Annotated in this window: 15 protein-coding genes and 1 pseudogene; 6 read left to right on the top strand and 10 right to left on the bottom strand. The window is 73.3% G+C overall.

Translation table 11 applies throughout. The features are described 5' to 3' along the window. Positions 1–151 precede the first annotated feature (151 nt). The 5 genes and pseudogenes from AC5WS8_RS23740 (at position 152) to AC5WS8_RS23720 (ending at position 4,045) form a co-directional block, all read left to right on the top strand. On the top strand, positions 152–994 hold the full coding sequence (locus tag AC5WS8_RS23740; protein ID WP_496105466.1) for a transporter substrate-binding domain-containing protein: 843 nt from the start codon (positions 152–154) through the stop codon (positions 992–994). After that, entirely contained in the window at positions 991–1,836 is an 846-nt protein-coding gene (locus AC5WS8_RS23735; protein ID WP_496105465.1) for an amino acid ABC transporter permease, read from the top strand. Before AC5WS8_RS23740 ends, AC5WS8_RS23735 begins: the two co-directional genes overlap by 4 nt. Continuing rightward, positions 1,833–2,627, top strand: a complete 795-nt coding sequence (locus tag AC5WS8_RS23730; RefSeq protein ID WP_496105464.1) for an amino acid ABC transporter ATP-binding protein — start codon at positions 1,833–1,835, stop codon at positions 2,625–2,627. The genes AC5WS8_RS23735 and AC5WS8_RS23730 overlap by 4 nt, the downstream gene beginning before the upstream one ends. A gap of 183 nt (positions 2,628–2,810) precedes the next feature. Continuing rightward, positions 2,811–2,927, top strand: a pseudogene (locus AC5WS8_RS23725) (DUF3291 domain-containing protein); the annotation flags it as partial. 26 nt (positions 2,928–2,953) lie between these two features. Further along, entirely contained in the window at positions 2,954–4,045 is a 1,092-nt protein-coding gene (locus AC5WS8_RS23720) for an amidohydrolase family protein (protein ID WP_496105463.1), read from the top strand. A gap of 52 nt (positions 4,046–4,097) precedes the next feature. Here the strand turns inward: AC5WS8_RS23720 and AC5WS8_RS23715 are convergent, their stop codons facing one another. From AC5WS8_RS23715 to cobM, 8 genes are all read right to left on the bottom strand, one after another. Next, on the bottom strand, positions 4,098–4,859 hold the full coding sequence (locus AC5WS8_RS23715) for a DUF2182 domain-containing protein (protein WP_496105462.1): 762 nt from the start codon (positions 4,857–4,859) through the stop codon (positions 4,098–4,100). Next, on the bottom strand, positions 4,856–5,470 hold the full coding sequence (locus AC5WS8_RS23710; RefSeq protein ID WP_496105461.1) for a DUF1326 domain-containing protein: 615 nt from the start codon (positions 5,468–5,470) through the stop codon (positions 4,856–4,858). The genes AC5WS8_RS23715 and AC5WS8_RS23710 overlap by 4 nt, the downstream gene beginning before the upstream one ends. A gap of 352 nt (positions 5,471–5,822) precedes the next feature. Continuing rightward, positions 5,823–6,896: an Rv2231c family histidinol phosphate aminotransferase CobC gene (gene cobC, locus AC5WS8_RS23705; protein WP_496105573.1), complete on the bottom strand. Its 1,074-nt coding sequence runs from the start codon at positions 6,894–6,896 to the stop codon at positions 5,823–5,825. Next, complete coding sequence (locus AC5WS8_RS23700; protein WP_496105460.1) at positions 6,886–7,818, bottom strand: sirohydrochlorin chelatase; 933 nt, start codon at positions 7,816–7,818, stop codon at positions 6,886–6,888. Before AC5WS8_RS23700 ends, cobC begins: the two co-directional genes overlap by 11 nt. Continuing rightward, on the bottom strand, positions 7,815–8,405 hold the full coding sequence (locus AC5WS8_RS23695; protein WP_496105459.1) for a precorrin-8X methylmutase: 591 nt from the start codon (positions 8,403–8,405) through the stop codon (positions 7,815–7,817). The genes AC5WS8_RS23700 and AC5WS8_RS23695 overlap by 4 nt, the downstream gene beginning before the upstream one ends. Beyond that, positions 8,402–10,072, bottom strand: a complete 1,671-nt coding sequence (gene cobJ / locus AC5WS8_RS23690; protein ID WP_496105458.1) for a precorrin-3B C(17)-methyltransferase — start codon at positions 10,070–10,072, stop codon at positions 8,402–8,404. The genes AC5WS8_RS23695 and cobJ overlap by 4 nt, the downstream gene beginning before the upstream one ends. Then, entirely contained in the window at positions 10,069–11,310 is a 1,242-nt protein-coding gene (gene cbiE, locus AC5WS8_RS23685) for a precorrin-6y C5,15-methyltransferase (decarboxylating) subunit CbiE (RefSeq protein ID WP_496105457.1), read from the bottom strand. Before cbiE ends, cobJ begins: the two co-directional genes overlap by 4 nt. Next, positions 11,307–12,125, bottom strand: a complete 819-nt coding sequence (gene cobM / locus AC5WS8_RS23680) for a precorrin-4 C(11)-methyltransferase (RefSeq protein WP_496105456.1) — start codon at positions 12,123–12,125, stop codon at positions 11,307–11,309. Before cobM ends, cbiE begins: the two co-directional genes overlap by 4 nt. Before the next feature lie 95 nt (positions 12,126–12,220). Here cobM and AC5WS8_RS23675 point away from each other — a divergent pair, with 95 nt between their 5' ends. After that, the gene (locus tag AC5WS8_RS23675) at positions 12,221–12,952 is read left to right on the top strand and encodes a ZIP family metal transporter (RefSeq protein WP_496105455.1); all 732 of its coding nucleotides are present in this window, start codon (positions 12,221–12,223) and stop codon (positions 12,950–12,952) included. A gap of 11 nt (positions 12,953–12,963) precedes the next feature. Here AC5WS8_RS23675 and cobI read toward each other — a convergent pair whose 3' ends face one another. Continuing rightward, entirely contained in the window at positions 12,964–13,692 is a 729-nt protein-coding gene (gene cobI / locus AC5WS8_RS23670) for a precorrin-2 C(20)-methyltransferase (protein WP_496105454.1), read from the bottom strand. Further along, the gene (locus tag AC5WS8_RS23665) at positions 13,689–15,086 is read right to left on the bottom strand and encodes a cobyrinic acid a,c-diamide synthase CobB (protein ID WP_496105453.1); all 1,398 of its coding nucleotides are present in this window, start codon (positions 15,084–15,086) and stop codon (positions 13,689–13,691) included. The genes cobI and AC5WS8_RS23665 overlap by 4 nt, the downstream gene beginning before the upstream one ends.

Raw genomic sequence — 15,086 nt, 5'->3', positions numbered from 1 at the left:
GCCGCCGCCATCACCCGTTCGCCGATCGCTTCTGAGGTGAGAAGGCCCTCCAGCCATCGGTTTGGTTTGAGTGACCCAAACTCCTCCTTATAATCGAACCCGCCCCTCCCCCACAGAGGGGAAGTGAAGACTCCCCGCAGAGAGGTCCTCCGTGAACACGCTCCTCGGGCGCCGGGCCCGCATCCTGGCCGCCATCACCGCGACGGCCGGAGTGGTGCTCGTGGCCGGCTGCACCTCGAGCGGCAGCGCCGGCACGTCGGCCGCCGGCGGGGTGGAACTCGTCAAGGCCGGTCAGCTCACCACCTGCACCCACCTGCCGTACCCGCCCTTCCAGTCGGAGATCGACGGCAAGGTGCAGGGGTTCGACGTCTCGATGATCGACCTGGTCGCCAAGAACCTGGGGGTGAAGCAGGCCATCGTCGACACGCCCTTCGAGAACTTCAAGACCGGAGCGTTCCTCAACTCCGGCCAGTGCGACCTCGCCGCGGCCGGCATGACCATCACCGACGAGCGCAAGAAGCACGTCGACTTCTCCGACCCCTACTTCGACGCCACCCAGGCCGTCCTGGTCGACAGGAAGAGCGGCATCACCTCGCTCGCCGACGTCAAGGCCAAGGGCAGGAAGCTCGGCGCCCAGGCACAGACCACCGGCGAGGACTACGCGAAGAAGCAGGGCTTCGACCCGATCTCCTTCGAGTCCTCCGACGCCGTCCTCAACGGTCTGCGCACCGGCCAGGTCCAGGCGGTCGTCATCGACTACCCGGTCGTCCAGGGCTGGCTCAAGGACAGGACGACCGCGGACGCCTTCAAGCTGGTCGGCAACATCAACACCGGTGAGCAGTACGGCTTCACGGTGAAGAAGGGCAACACCGAGCTCCTCGCCGCCGTCAACAAGGCGATCAAGGACGCGAAGGCCGACGGCACGTACAGGAAGCTGTACGAGAAGTGGATCGGCCCGTACCACCCGTCCGTCGCCTCGCCCGCCGCCTCATGACCGACACGACGGACAGGGCCGGGGCCGCCGTGCGGCCCCGTAGGAAGGGACTGACCCGGACCCGGAAGCGCAGGGTGTCGCGCGGTGTCCAGTACGCCGTCTTCGCCGTTGCCGTGGCCGCCTTCGCGGTCACGGCCGACTGGGGACGGCTGCAGAACCAGTTCGCGCAGGTGGACATCGCCCGGCAGATGTTCCCGGACGTCATCACACTGGCGCTGAAGAACACCGTGCTGTACACCCTGTCCGGCTTCGTCGTCGGTCTGGTGCTCGGCATGCTCCTCGCCCTGATGCGGCTGTCGTCCGTCGGCCCGTACCGCTGGCTGGCCGGGATCTACATCGAGATCTTCCGCGGCCTGCCCGCACTGCTGATCTTCATCTTCGTCGGTGTCGCCGTCCCGCTCGCCTTTCCCGGCACGGAGATCATCGGCGGCACCTACGGCAAGGTCGCCCTCGCACTCGGCCTGGTGTCGGCCGCGTACATGGCGGAGACGATCCGTGCGGGCATCCAGGCCGTGCCCAAGGGACAGATGGAGGCGGCGCGTTCGCTGGGCTTCTCGCCCACCCGCGCGATGATCTCCATCATCGTCCCGCAGGCGTTCCGGATCATCCTCCCGCCGCTCACCAACGAACTCGTCCTCCTCTTCAAGGACTCCTCGCTGGTGCTGTTCCTCGGCGTGACGCTGGAGGAGCGCGAACTGTCCAAGTTCGGCCGTGACCTGGCCAGCACGACCGCCAACTCCACGCCGATCCTGGTGGCCGGCCTGTGCTACCTGCTGGTCACCATCCCGCTCGGCTTCGTCGTCCGCCGCATGGAGACCAAGGCCCAGGGAGCCGCCAGGTGAGCAGCACCCCCGAGATCACGATCCGCGACCTGCACAAGTCCTTCGGCGACAACCAGGTGCTGCGCGGCATCGACCTGGAGATCGGCCAGGGCGAGGTGGTCTGCGTCATCGGCCCCTCCGGCTCCGGCAAGTCCACGCTGCTGCGCTGCGTGAACCTCCTGGAGGAGCCCACCAAGGGCCAGGTGTTCGTCGGCGGGACCGAGATCACCGACCCGGACGTGGACATCGACGCCGTACGCCGTCGTATCGGCATGGTGTTCCAGCAGTTCAACCTCTTCCCCCACCTCACGGTGACCGAGAACCTCACGCTGCCGCAGCGACGGGTTCTCGGGCGGGACAAGACCGAGGCCGCGAAGATCGCCGCGGAGAACCTGCAGCGGGTCGGACTGTCCGAGAAGGCGGACGCCCACCCCTCCTCCCTCTCCGGCGGCCAGCAGCAGCGCGTCGCCATCGCCCGCGCCCTCGCCATGGGCCCGGACGTCATGCTGTTCGACGAGCCGACCTCGGCGCTCGACCCGGAGCTGGTCGGCGACGTCCTCGCGGTGATGCGCAGGCTGGCGCAGGAGGGCATGACGATGATGGTCGTCACCCACGAGATGACCTTCGCGCGTGAGGTCGCCGACCGGGTGGTCTTCATGGACGGCGGTGTGATCGTCGAGGACGGCACGCCCGAGCGGGTCATCGGCGCCCCGGGCCACGAGCGCACCCGGCACTTCCTCTCCCGGCTCCTGGACCCCGCCGGGGCCGAGGTGGAGGAGGAGACCTCCGACCAGGTGGGCCGGACGCGGTAGCCCGCGCACCGCGTGGTCGGCGCCGGAAATCCTTCGGGGTTGTTCACGCTGCCGGTGCGACAGGGGATTCTCCGTGGTGATCGGCGGTGCGCCGGTCGAGCCCGGCCGGCGGATCGTCCGGGTCGGAGGTGGTGAACCTCCACCGGAACGGCTGTGCCGCGGCGTTGGAGCGGTCCTCGAAGACACCTCCACGACCACGGCTCCACGCCGCACGCCTTCACCTTCCACCACTCGTTCGCCCCGGAGGGAACTCCGACCAGGATCAAAGGCATCGGGCCGAAGAGCGGCCAGGTTCGCTGACAAGGAATCCCACTAAGGTGCAGTACATGAGCGATCAGGCGGTGCTGCAGGTGAGGGGACGGGTTCTCGCCGGACCCGAGGACGTCCGCGACGAGCTGTGGGTGGTCGGCGGCCGGATCTCCTATGACCGGCCCGCCGGCGCCCGCGACGTCCGTACCGTCGAGGGCTGGGTGCTGCCCGGCCTGGTCGACGCGCACTGCCACGTCGGCCTCGACGCGCACGGCCCGGTCCCCGAGGACGTCTCGGAGAAGCAGGCGCTGACCGACAGGGACGCGGGCACACTGCTGATCCGGGACGCGGGTTCCCCGTCGGACACCCGCTGGATCGACGACCGGGACGATCTCCCGAAGATCATCAGGGCCGGGCGGCACATCGCGCGCACGCGCCGCTACATCCGCAACTACGCCTGGGAGATCGAGCCGGAGGACCTGGTCGCCCACGTCGCCCGGGAGGCGCTGCGCGGCGACGGCTGGGTGAAGCTGGTGGGCGACTGGATCGACCGGGGCCTCGGTGACCTGTCGGCCTGCTGGCCGCGCGAGGCGGTGGAGGCGGCGATCGCGGAGGCCCACCGCCTCGGCGCGCGGGTCACCGCGCACTGTTTCGGCGAGGACTCGCTGCGAGACCTGGTGGAGGCGGGGATCGACTGCGTCGAGCATGCGACGGGGCTGACGGAAGAGACCATTCCGCTGTTCGCGGAACGCGGGGTCGCGATCGTGCCGACCCTGGTCAACATCGCGACGTTCCCGAAGCTCGCGGACGGCGGCGAGTCGAAGTTCCCGCACTGGTCGGCCCATATGCGCCGGCTGCACGAGCGCCGCTACGACACGGTGCGGGCGGCCTACGACGCCGGTGTCCCGGTCTACGTCGGCACCGACGCCGGGGGCTCGCTGGCCCATGGCCTGGTCGCCGGGGAGGTGGCCGAGCTGGTGACCGCCGGGATCCCGCCCCTGGAGGCGCTGTCGGCGGCCACCTGGGCCGCCCGGACCTGGCTCGGACGCCCGGCGCTGGACGAGGGAGCCCCCGCCGACCTCGTGGTGTACGAGACCGACCCGCGCACGGACGTACGCGTACTGGCGGCCCCGCAGCGGATCGTGCTCAACGGCCGGGTCGTCGGCTAGGCCTGCCGTCCCGATCAGCCGGCCTGCAGGGGACGCCGAAGGGGGACGCCGATCAGCCGGCCTGCAGGGGGACGCCGATCAGCCCGGGTGCCAGCCCCGGGACCCAGACGACGGCGATGGCCAGGGCCAGGGAGACCACCCCCGCGACCCGGGCCACCGCCGGACCCGCAGGAGCGAGCTTCTCGGCGCTCAGTACGGCAGCCAGGCCCACCATGGCCCACAGGTTCATCATGCCGAACGCCGCCAGCAGCGCCATGAGCGACCAGCAGCAGCCGAGGCAGAAGGCGCCGTGGTGGACTCCCGCGCGCAGGTCGCGGGACCGCCCCGGATACGACGCGCAGCGCAGCACCAGCCCGATGGGCGAACGGCACCTGGCCAGGCAGCGGTCCTTGAGGGGAGTGAGCTGGTAGACGCCGTTGACCGCGAAGACGGCGGCGGCGACCCCGGTGGCGACGGCCGCATGCGTGCCCGCCGCCCGGCCGGCGACGGCCGCCAGGGCGTAGGCGGGCAGCCCTGCGGCGGCCCACACCAGCAGGTAGCCGACGGTGAAGGCGACCACGCGCGCGAGCCGGTGGCGGAGGATCGTGCGCGCGTACAAGGACGCGACGGGCGCCGTGGCGGGCAGCATCATCGCGGCCATCATCACCGTCCACACCAGCAGGAAGGCGGGCAGGCCCAGACCCATCGTCCCGGGCATGCCCGCCATACCGCGCCCACGCCCCACCACCCAGGCCCAGGCGACCGCCGCCGCGAGCAGCAGCAGCCCGGTGGAGCCGAGCCTGCCGCGCCCGGCGAGCGGACCGCCTGCCGTCACGCGGACCACGCGAAGGGCGCCGAGTGCCCGTTGCCGCCGGTGAAGTCCCATGACCGGCCGTGTACCCCGGTGCCGGTCGCACGGGTGGACCGGGCGATCGTCAGCGTGCTGCTCACCGGGTGGAAGAGGCCGGTCAGCCCCATCACCGGGCCGTCCGCACCGAACTGCGGGGCGACCTGGTCCTCGATCTCGATGTCGATGGCGTCGGCCACGCGCACCGCGTGACGGCGTCCGTCGTCCCGGTGGTCGATGGGGACGCGCTCGACGCCGAGGACCTCTCCGACGAGGGGGACGAGTGCCGCCATCGGCCCGCCCGCCTGACCGGAGAACACCCTGCCCAGCGCCTCCGCCTGGCCGTCGTCGGCCGCCGCGTCCACATACAGAGCCACCTGCCAGCCGCCATCGGCCATCACTTGGGGCGCGTCGACGAAGACGGTGACGTTGCGGCCCGACACGTCCACGCCGTCGACCTCCCCGCGGTCGACGTGGAACGCGAAGGTCACCTGGCAGCGCTCGTGGTCGGCGGGCGCGGTCAGACCCGAGGTGGTGCACGGGCAGACCACGTCGCAGTTGCAGCTCTCCAGATAGGTCCCGCTCAGATTCCAGGGCATGATCGGCCTCCCGGTACGCGCACCGGGACCGCCGGCGACGCCCAGCGGCACAGATCGCTGATTCCGGCGCTGTTGCTCGGGCTTCTTCCAGCCTAGGGCCTGTGTTTCGGATCAGCTCGGCGTCGCGGCGTCTGCACGCACGTGTGCGGCGGTGTCGTCACTCGCCGAGTCCCACGCTCGAACACGCTCGCGCGGGGGACCCGTCGCGGCGCCGCCCTCCTCCGCCCTGCGGCCGCACGCACCAGTCCCCGTTCGGCCGGGCTGACGAGCACTGTTCCTCACAGCCCACCTGATCCGGAAGACGGCCCCAGCCCCGGTGACGGCGACGGGCTCGGTGCCCGCCGGCGCCCGCTCAGCCCTGTGCCAGGGCCATCGCCCGGTCCAGTGCCTGCAGAAAACGGTTCACCGTCACCCGGTCCCGTACCGCCAGCCGCAGCCACTCCTCGTCCAGCCCCGGAAACGTGTCCCCGCGGCGCACCACGAAGCCGAGGTCCCGCAGATGCCGCCGCACGACCGCCGCCCGTGCCAGGCGGACCAGCACGAAGGGCCCCTCCGCCGGCTCCGCCACATACAGCCCGTCCGGCCCGAACTCCCGCAGCCCCGCCACCAGATGCGCCCGGTCCGCCGCCACCCGGTGCGCCGCGTGCGCCGCCTCCGCCAGCGCCCGCGGCGACACGCACGCCTGAGCCGCAGCGAGCGCCGGCGACGACACCGGCCACAGCGGCTGAGCCCGCTCCAGTTGCCCGACCGTCCCCGGATCGGCCAGGACGTAACCGATGCGCAGCCCCGCCAGACCCCAGGTCTTGGTCAGGCTGCGCAGCACCACCAGGCCCGGCACGTCCGTCCGGCCCGCCAGCGCCTCCCGTTCACCCGGCACCGCGTCCATGAACGCCTCGTCGACCACCAGCAGCCGCTCCGGGCGGGCCAGTTCCTCGATCACCGACGCGGGGTGCAGGACGGACGTGGGGTTCGTCGGGTTTCCGATCACCACCAGGTCCGCATCCTCCGGCACCAGCGCCGGATCCAGCCGGAAGCCGTCCGCCTGCCGCAGCAGCACCCGCTCCACCGCGTGCCCGGCAGCCCGCAGCGCCGCCTCCGGCTCCGTGAACTGCGGGTGCACCACGACCGGCCGCCGCACCTGCAGAGCGCGGGCGAGCAGCACGAACGCCTCCGCCGCCCCCGCCGTCAGCAACACCCGCTCGGCCGGCAGCCCGTGCCGCGCCGCCACCGCCGCCCGCGCCGCCCGCCCGTCCGGGTAAGCCGCGAGCCCGCCCAGCGACTCGGCGATCACCTCCCGCAGCCACGCCGGTGGCGTGTCCGCGCGCACGTTCACCGCGAGGTCGGTCAGCCCCGCCCCGCCGTCACGGACCTCGGCGTCCCCGTGGTGCCGCAGATCGTGCTGTGCTCCGTCCCGTTCAGTGCGCATGAGAGTGCGCGTGCCCCCCGTGGTGGTGTCCATGACCGTGATGGTGATGCCCGTGACCGTCGTCGTCCGGGTGGAAGTGCGGCTGTTGCGGCAGCCCCACCTTGTCCTCGAAGCCGGGCAGCGCGATCCGGTACACGCACGAGTCGCAGTTCATCCGCAGATCGCCCTTCACCGCCTCCGCGTACCGCTCCATCACCAGGTCCAGCAGCTCCGGCTCCGGACCGATGACGTCCGCCGACCGCACCTCGACCTCCGGACGAGCCGCCGCCCAGGCCTCGGCCTGCTCCCGTACCCGGTCCGGCAGGATCCCCGTGAAAAGGAAGTAGGGGAGGACGACGATCCTGCGCGCGCCCAGCCTTGCGCAGCGGTCCAGGCCGCTCGGCACGTCCGGCGCCGCCAGCGACACGAACGCCGTCTCCACGCCCGCGTACCCGCGGCCCTCCCACAGCAGCCGCGCCGCCTTGTGCACCTCCGCGTTGGCGTCGGGGTCCGTCGAGCCGCGCCCGACCAGCAGCACGGTCACGTCCGCCCGGTCCTCCGGCGTCCCTCCCAGCGCCTCGTCCAGCCGCCGCTCCAGCACCGACAGCAGTGCCGGGTGCGGGCCGAGCGGACGCCCGTAGGCGTACGAGATCCCCGGGTGCCGCTCCTTCTCCCGGGCCAGTGCCGCCGGGATGTCCCCCTTGGCGTGCCCGGCGGACACCAGCATCAGCGGCACGGCGGCGAACCGTCGCACGCCCCGCTCCACCAGCTCGGCGACGGCCTCGCCGAGCGGTGGCGGCGACAGCTCGATGAAGCCGCCCGCGACGGGCAGCTCGGGGTGGCGGCGCCCCAGCTGACGTACGAAGTCGCGGAACGCCTCGGCTCCGGCCTCGTCCCGGGTGCCGTGTCCGGCGATGAGCAGGGCGGGCGGCGGGGTGGTCACAGGGTCTCCTCGAACTTCGGAAGGGGTTGGTACAGCAGGGCGTTGAGCGCGGCGGCGGCGACCGCCGAACCGCCCTTCTCGGACACGTTGCTCACGGCGGGCAGCCCGCTCTCGCGCAGCGCGGCCTTGGACTCGGCCGCGCCGACGAAACCGACGGGCAGGCCGATGACGAGCGCGGGGGAGGCGTCCAGCTTCAGCAGCTCCTCCAGGGCGGTCGGCGCGCACCCGATCACCCACAGGGCGCCCGGGCCGACGTCCTCGTACGCCAGCCGGATCGCGTGCGCCGACCGCGTCATGCCGGGACCGGACCCGGCGTCCTTCAGACGGCAGACGGTCTCACGCCGGGTGATCCCGGCGGCCACCATCTCCACGTCCACCACCACCGGCGCGCCGGAGTGCAGCGCCACGTGCGCCTTCTCCAGCGCGCCCTCGTCCATGACGAGGTCGGTGGCGTAGTCGAGGTCGGCGGCGGAGTGGATGACCCGCTCCACCACCGCCCGGGTCAGCGGCGGGAAGTGCGAGGTGTCGAGGCGGGCGCGCAGCCGCCGGAAGGACTCCTGCTCGATCGGGTGCACCACACGGTTCACTGCCCCTCCTCCTGCCAGCGGTATCCGCGCGGCGTGACCATGCGGCCCGCGATCTCACGGGTCGCCGTGTTGCCCACGGTCACGACCGTCATCATGTCGACCGTCGCCGGGTCCAGTTCGGCCAGGGTCGTCAGACGACCGGACTCGTCGGGCCGCGACGCGTTGCGGACGACACCGACCGGTGTCGTCGGCTCCCGGTGACCGGCGAGGATCGCGAGCGCCTTCGGCAGCTGCCAGTCGCGGCCCCGGGAGCGGGGGTTGTAGAAGGTCACGACCAGGTCGGCCTCGGCCGCGGCCCGCACCCGCCGCTCGATGACCTCCCACGGCGTGTGCAGGTCGGAGAGGCTGATCGACACATGGTCGTGACCGAGCGGTGCGCCGAGGATCGCCCCGGCCGCGAGTGCCGCCGTGACGCCGGGCACCCCGACCACGTCGATGTCGTCGGACGCCTCCGCGAGCGCGGGCGAGGCCATCGCGTACACCCCGGCGTCCCCGCTGCCGATCAGCGCCACCGCGTGGCCGCGGCGGGCCTCGGCGACCGCGGTGCGGGCCCGCTCCTCCTCGGCGCCGAGCCCCGACTCCAGGATCCGGGTACCGGGCCGCAGCAGGTCCCGGATCTGGTCGACGTACTGGTCGAGCCCGACGAGCACGGACGCGCGCCGCAACTCCGCCTTCGCGCGCGGTGTCAGCAGGTCCCGGGCACCCGGCCCGAGCCCGACGACCGCGAGCCGCCCGCGCCCCGGCCGGCGCACGACGGCGCAGGTGGCCATGGCCGACTTCCGTTTGGGCACGAGGAGTTCACCTCCGCCCACCAGCGCGGCGGCCTCCGCCACGGACGGCGTGCCGACGGCGGCGAGCGGTGCCTCGGACGGGTTCGGCACGTCGACCTTCGCCAGTTCCTCGGCCGCGTACGTCACGAGCGGAACGCCGAGCCGCCGCGCCGCCTCGACGATGCCGGGCTCCTCCGCCTTGGCGTCGACGGTGGCGAGTTCAGCGAGCGACCTCACGCAGAGACCGGCGTCCCGCAGCGCGCCCTCCACGAGCCCCAGCACCTCCTCGACCGGGGCACCCCTGGAGGCGCCGACGCCCACGACCAGGGTGGGCGGCCGCAGCACGACCTCCCGTTCGGCGGGTTCGACGGCGCGGTCGGTGACCCGGATCGTGTACGCGCCCTCTGCGGCGACCCGCAGCGGCGGCAGCGGCCAGCTCAGCTCCGCCTCCAGCGCCACCGGCTCCCCGTCGAGCAACGCCCGCGAGACCGCGGCCACATCACCCTCCACCGGGAACCCGAGGGTGTCGAGCCCGGGCAGCCCCACGACGTCCGTGGCGGTCGTGACGACCGGTTCCGCGCCCAGCACCTCGCCGACCGCACGGGCGAGTCCGTTGGCGTCGCCCGCGTGCCCGCCCACGAGGGACACCGCGAACCGCCCGCCCTCGTCGACGCACACCACTCCCGGGTCGGCGGCCTTCTCACCCAGCAGCGGCGCGATCAGCCGTACGACCGCCCCCGTCGCCAGGAAACACACGAGTTGCCCGCACTCCGCGAAGGCGGCCCGCACGGCGTCCTTCACGGGGCCGTCGTACACCCGCGTACGGTCCGGCCAGGCCGCGGCCAGCCGGTCCCGCGCAGCCGCCCCCGCCGCTGTGGCGGAAATGAGGCCGATCACTGAGGAACTCCTTCGTGACGCGCCGGGGGCCGCGTGCCCCACAGCAGGAAGACGGGGTTGGTCGCCGCGAGCCGGGTCACGTCGCCCGGCAGCGGCGAAAGGCGCGACGACTGCAGCAGGACGCCGTCGCAGGAGAACCCGGCGGCGACGAGCGCCTCGCGCGCCGCCGGTACGCGGTCCACGGCGGCCATGGCGATCACCACCGAACGCCGGGCCCGGGCAGCGCACGCGGAGACGACGGCGGGCAGTTCACGTCCTCCGCCGCCGATGAACACCGCGTCGGGTTCGGCCAGCCGGGCGAGCGCCTCGGGCGCGGCCCCGTGCACGACCGTCACGTCCACGCCGTGCGCGGTCGCGTTGGCGCGGATCCGCTCGACGCCGTCGGCCGTCTTCTCGACGGCGGTGACGGCGGCGCCCAGCCGTGCGCACTCGACGGCGACCGAGCCGGAGCCCGCGCCGATGTCCCAGACCAGATCGCCGAGCCGTGGCCCGAGCCGGGCCAGCGCCAGGGCGCGCACCTCGAACTTGGTGATCATCGAGTTCCGGTGTGCGAAGGCGCTCTCCTCCAGGGCCCACGCGGAGGGGCCCGGGGGCGGCCCCGCGACCGTGCGCACGGGCCCCGGCGCCCGTGCCTCGTCCAGGCACAGCACCACGCTCACCGCCGCCCCCCAGTCGCGTTCCGCCGCCTCGGCGGGCGTCACCCGCTCCACGCGCTCACGCTCCGGATCGCCGAGCGCGCTCGCCACGACGAGGACCCGGTCGGCCGGGCCGTCGGCGAGCGCGGCCCCCAGTTCGGCGGGACCGGCCCCGGGCCCGGTCAGGACGGCGACCTTCCCATGCGCCCGGCAGACGTTCACCGCGGTGCGCATCTCGCGCCCGTGCGCGCTCACCACCACAGCGTCGTCCCAGGTCAGCCCGAGCCGTGCGAAGGCGCCGGCCACCGACGACACCCCGGGCCGCACGTCCAGCCGGCCGGGCCCGAACCGCTCGGCGAGTGCCCGCACGATCCCGAAGAAACCGGGGTCACCGGAGGCGAGCACGACGACCGGCCGGTCCTTCTCGACGTACTGCTCCACGGCGTCGAGTGCCGGTGCCAAGGGGCCCAGGACGATCCGCTCGGCGGTGTCCGGCACCGGCGCGACCTCCAGGTGCCGGCGGCCGCCCACCACCAGTTCCGCCCCGGCGAGGACGTCCTGGCCGAGCGGCGCCCCCGTGCCCGTGCCGACGACCGTGATCACGTGCCGGCACCCCCCGCGCGCAGGGCCTTGCGGGCCTCGGGGTCGGCCTTGCGGTAGCCGTGGAAGTGACCGGGGTGGTAGAGGTGCGAGCGGGTGCCGTGCGCGTCGAGTGCCGGGCCGACCAGGAAGAGGGTGTGCTTCCAGAGCTTGTGCTCCTTGACGGTCTCCTCCAGCGTGCCGATCGTGCAGGTGACGACCAGCTCCTCCGGCCAGGTCGCCTGGTAGGCCACGACGACGGGGGTGGTCGTCGGATAGCCGCCCTCCAGCAGCTCCCGCACCAGCTGCCCGCTGCGCGCCGCGGACAGGAAGATCGCCATGGTGGTGCCGTGCCGGGCGAACTCGCGCACCTCCTCGCCGGGCGGCATCGGCGTCTTGCCGCCGCCGAGCCGGGTGAGGACCACGGACTGCGCGACCTCGGGGATGGTCAGCTCGCGCCGGGCGAGCGCGGCGACGGCGGAGAAGGAGGAGACACCGGGCACGACCTCGGTGGCGATACCGATCTCCTCGCACCGGTCCAGCTGCTCCTGGGTGCCGCCCCACAGGGCGGGGTCGCCGGAGTGGATACGGGCGACCTCCAGTCCCTCCGTGTGCGCCCGCCGGTAGACGGCGACGACGTCCTCCAGCGACATGGTGGCCGAGTCCAGCACCTCCGCGTCCGCACGCGCGTGCTCCAGGACCTCCGGCTGGACCAGGCTGGCCGCCCAGATCACGACGTCGGCCGCGGCGATGGCGCGCGCGGCGCGGAACGTCAGCAGGTCGGCGGCGCCGGGGCCGGCACCGACGAAGGTCACCTTGCCGGTGGGGGCATCGGCCATGGGTTCAGGTCCTCTCGTACGGAATGTCACGATGTGCGGGGGTGGAGTCGGGGCCGGATGTGCGCGATGGGGGCCCGATCGGATAGCAAGGGCACATGGCGGTCTTCGTCGCGCTCGGCGCGTTCCTGATGACGCTGGCCGGCGGCTGGACGGCACAGCACGTGACCGACCGTCGCCATCTGGTCCTGGGCCTGGCCGGCGGACTGATGCTCGGTGTGGTCGGCCTCGACCTGCTGCCGGAGGCACTGCGCGCGGCGGGCACCCAGGTGTTCGGCGTGCCGGCGGCCCTGCTGCTGTTCGTGGGCGGCTTCCTGCTGGCCCACCTGGTGGAGCGGCTGCTGGCCGCGCGCCGGGCGGCCCACGGCGCGGGGGAGCACGATCACCAGCGCGCGCCCGAGGTGGGCCTCACGGCGGCGGCCGCCATGGTGGGCCACAGCGCCATGGACGGCGTGGCGATCGGTGCGGCCTTCCAGGTGGGCGGCGGCATGGGACTGGCGGTGGCGGTGGCCGTCATCGCCCACGACTTCGCGGACGGCTTCAACACGTTCACCCTCACCAGCCTGTACGGCAACGCGCGCCGCAAGGCGGTCGCGATGCTGGTCGCGGACGCGCTGGCGCCCGTGCTGGGCGCGGCCTCGACCGCGTTCGTCGCCATCCCGGAGTGGTTCCTCGGCGGCTACCTCGGCCTCTTCGGCGGTGTACTGCTCTACCTCGCCGCGGCCGAGATCCTGCCGGAGGCCCACCACGAGCACCCCGCCCGCTCGACCCTGCTGTGCACGGTCGCGGGCACCGCGTTCATCTGGCTGGTGGTGGGCCTCGCGGGCTGATCCGCCGCCGGTCACAGTTTGCCGCCGCGGGTGCCGTCGCGCCGGGCGGGCGCGATGAGGGTGGAGAGGTAGGGCAGCGAACCGTCGAGGTCGGCGGCCGGGCGGATGGACTCCTCCGGGAGCCCGAGCGCGGCCCCCCACACGGCGTCCTCGATGCGCCCGGTCTCCCGCAGCGCCTCGGCGACCTCCCGCGCCTGTCGCCCGAACTTGTACGCGACGACGGTGCCGGGTCCGGCGAGCGCGTCCTTGAGCACGGCCGAACCGGCGGTCACGGGCACCAGCGTGAGCGGTTCGGTGCCCTCGGTCAGCACGGCCCCCGACCGGGCGGCCAGGTCCTGCATGGCGGTGATACCGGGCACGGTCTCGACCACGGTCCCCGGCACGAGCTCCTGCACGGTCTGCGCGAGGTACGTGAACGTCGAGTACACGTTGGGGTCGCCGATGGTGGCGAACGCGACGGCCGCATGCCGCCGAAGCAGCCCGGCGACCCGCTCCCCGGCGGCGTCCCAGGCGGCCTCGCGTCGCGCCCGGTCGGTACGCTCGTTGAGCGCGAAGACGACGCGGACGACCTTCTCCTCGGACACGTAGTGCAGCACGGTCGCCTCCGCGCGCCCCCGCTCACCCGTGTCCATCACGGGTACGACGACGACATCGGCGGCCCGCAGAGCGTTGACGCCCTTGACGGTCACCAGCTCGGGGTCGCCGGGGCCCACCCCGACTCCGGTCAGCCTGCTGCTCATGACGTCCGGCACCTCTCCACGAACCGACGGGCCACACCGGGCTCGGCGGCCCAGTGCGTGTGCAGATAACTCGCGTGCACCCCTTGCTGCACAAAACCTTCCATGCGCCGCAAAGGAGCGCGTACTCCCCAGGCGGGAGCCGCCCCCGCGCCGGGCTCGACGACGGTCCGGTGGAACTCGTGCCCCCGCATCCGGGTCCCGGCCGCGGCGAGCACACTGTCGCCCACGGCCACGGCGTCGCGGTAGCCGAGGGTGAGCCGCTCGCTCATCCGGGCGGTGGCGTCCAGCACCCCGCACATGGGCTGCCCGTCCAACTCCCGGCACAGGTACAGCAGCCCGGCGCACTCGGCGGCGACGGGCGCACCATCGAGCGCCAGTTCGGCGACGGCTTTGCGCAACGGCTCGTTGGCGGACAGCTCGGAGGCGTACACCTCCGGGAAGCCGCCGCCGATGACCAGGCCGCGGGTGCCGTCGGGCAGTCGCTCGTCCCGCAGGGGGTCGAAGGTGACGACTTCGGCGCCGGCGGCGGCGAGCAGCTCGGCGTGTTCGGCGTAGGAGAAGGTGAAGGCCGCCCCGCCGGCAACGGCGACCACCGGTGCCCCGGAACCCTGGTCGGCACCCTCCGGCCCGTCCGGCGCTCGAGGACGGACCTCGGCCGCGTCCCACGCCGTGCCCGGCAGCGCACCCGCCCCCCGAGCCAGCCCCAGCAACGCCTCCAAGTCGCACCCGGCAGCCACCTGCGCGCCCATGCCCGCAACGGCCTCCACCGCCTCGGCCCGCCGCTCGGCGACCGGCACCAGCCCCAGGTGACGCGACGGCGTGTCGACCTGCGGAGCCCGCCGCAGTACCCCCAGGACCGGCACCCCGGCCGCATCGAGCGCCTCCCGGAGCAGCTCCTCGTGCCGATCGGACCCGACCTTGTTCAGGATCACGCCCCCGACCCGCACCTCCGGATCCCACGAGGCGAACCCGTGCACCAGCGCCGCCACCGACCGCGACTGCGACGACGCGTCGACGACGAGCACCACCGGCGCCCGCAGCACCTTCGCCACCTGCGCGGTGGACGCCAGTTCGCCCTCGCCGGCGGCCCCGTCGTACAGCCCCATCACACCCTCGACCACGGCGAGGTCGCACCCGCGCGCGCCGTGCAGGAACAGCGGAGCGACGAGCTCCGGACCGCACAGGTACGCGTCGAGGTTGCGTCCCACGCGCCCGGTGGCGAGCGCGTGATACCCGGGGTCGATGTAGTCCGGCCCGACCTTGTGCGGGGACACGGCGAGCCCGCGCCCGGCGAACGCGGCCATCAGCCCCGTGGCGACGGTGGTCTTGCCGCTGCCCGAGGAAGGCGCGGCAACGACCAGCCGGGGCACCGGCGACGAGGAGGACGTCAGCAC

The sequence above is a fragment of the Streptomyces sp. PTL18 genome (assembly GCF_059510295.1).
Note: the sequence above shows the minus strand (reverse complement) of the source record. Positions and strands in the feature narration are given on the sequence as shown.

What these genes read in the sequence shown, in the direction of transcription:
- cobM (WP_496105456.1), bottom strand. Translation starts at nt 12,125, where the DNA reads ATGGCCGATGCCCCCACCGGCAAGGTGACCTTCGTCGGTGCCGGCCCC.
- AC5WS8_RS23720 (WP_496105463.1), top strand. Translation starts at nt 2,954, where the DNA reads ATGAGCGATCAGGCGGTGCTGCAGGTGAGGGGACGGGTTCTCGCCGGA.
- AC5WS8_RS23735 (WP_496105465.1), top strand. Translation starts at nt 991, where the DNA reads ATGACCGACACGACGGACAGGGCCGGGGCCGCCGTGCGGCCCCGTAGG.
- cobC (WP_496105573.1), bottom strand. Translation starts at nt 6,896, where the DNA reads ATGCGCACTGAACGGGACGGAGCACAGCACGATCTGCGGCACCACGGG.
- AC5WS8_RS23710 (WP_496105461.1), bottom strand. Translation starts at nt 5,470, where the DNA reads ATGCCCTGGAATCTGAGCGGGACCTATCTGGAGAGCTGCAACTGCGAC.
- cobI (WP_496105454.1), bottom strand. Translation starts at nt 13,692, where the DNA reads ATGAGCAGCAGGCTGACCGGAGTCGGGGTGGGCCCCGGCGACCCCGAG.
- AC5WS8_RS23675 (WP_496105455.1), top strand. Translation starts at nt 12,221, where the DNA reads ATGGCGGTCTTCGTCGCGCTCGGCGCGTTCCTGATGACGCTGGCCGGC.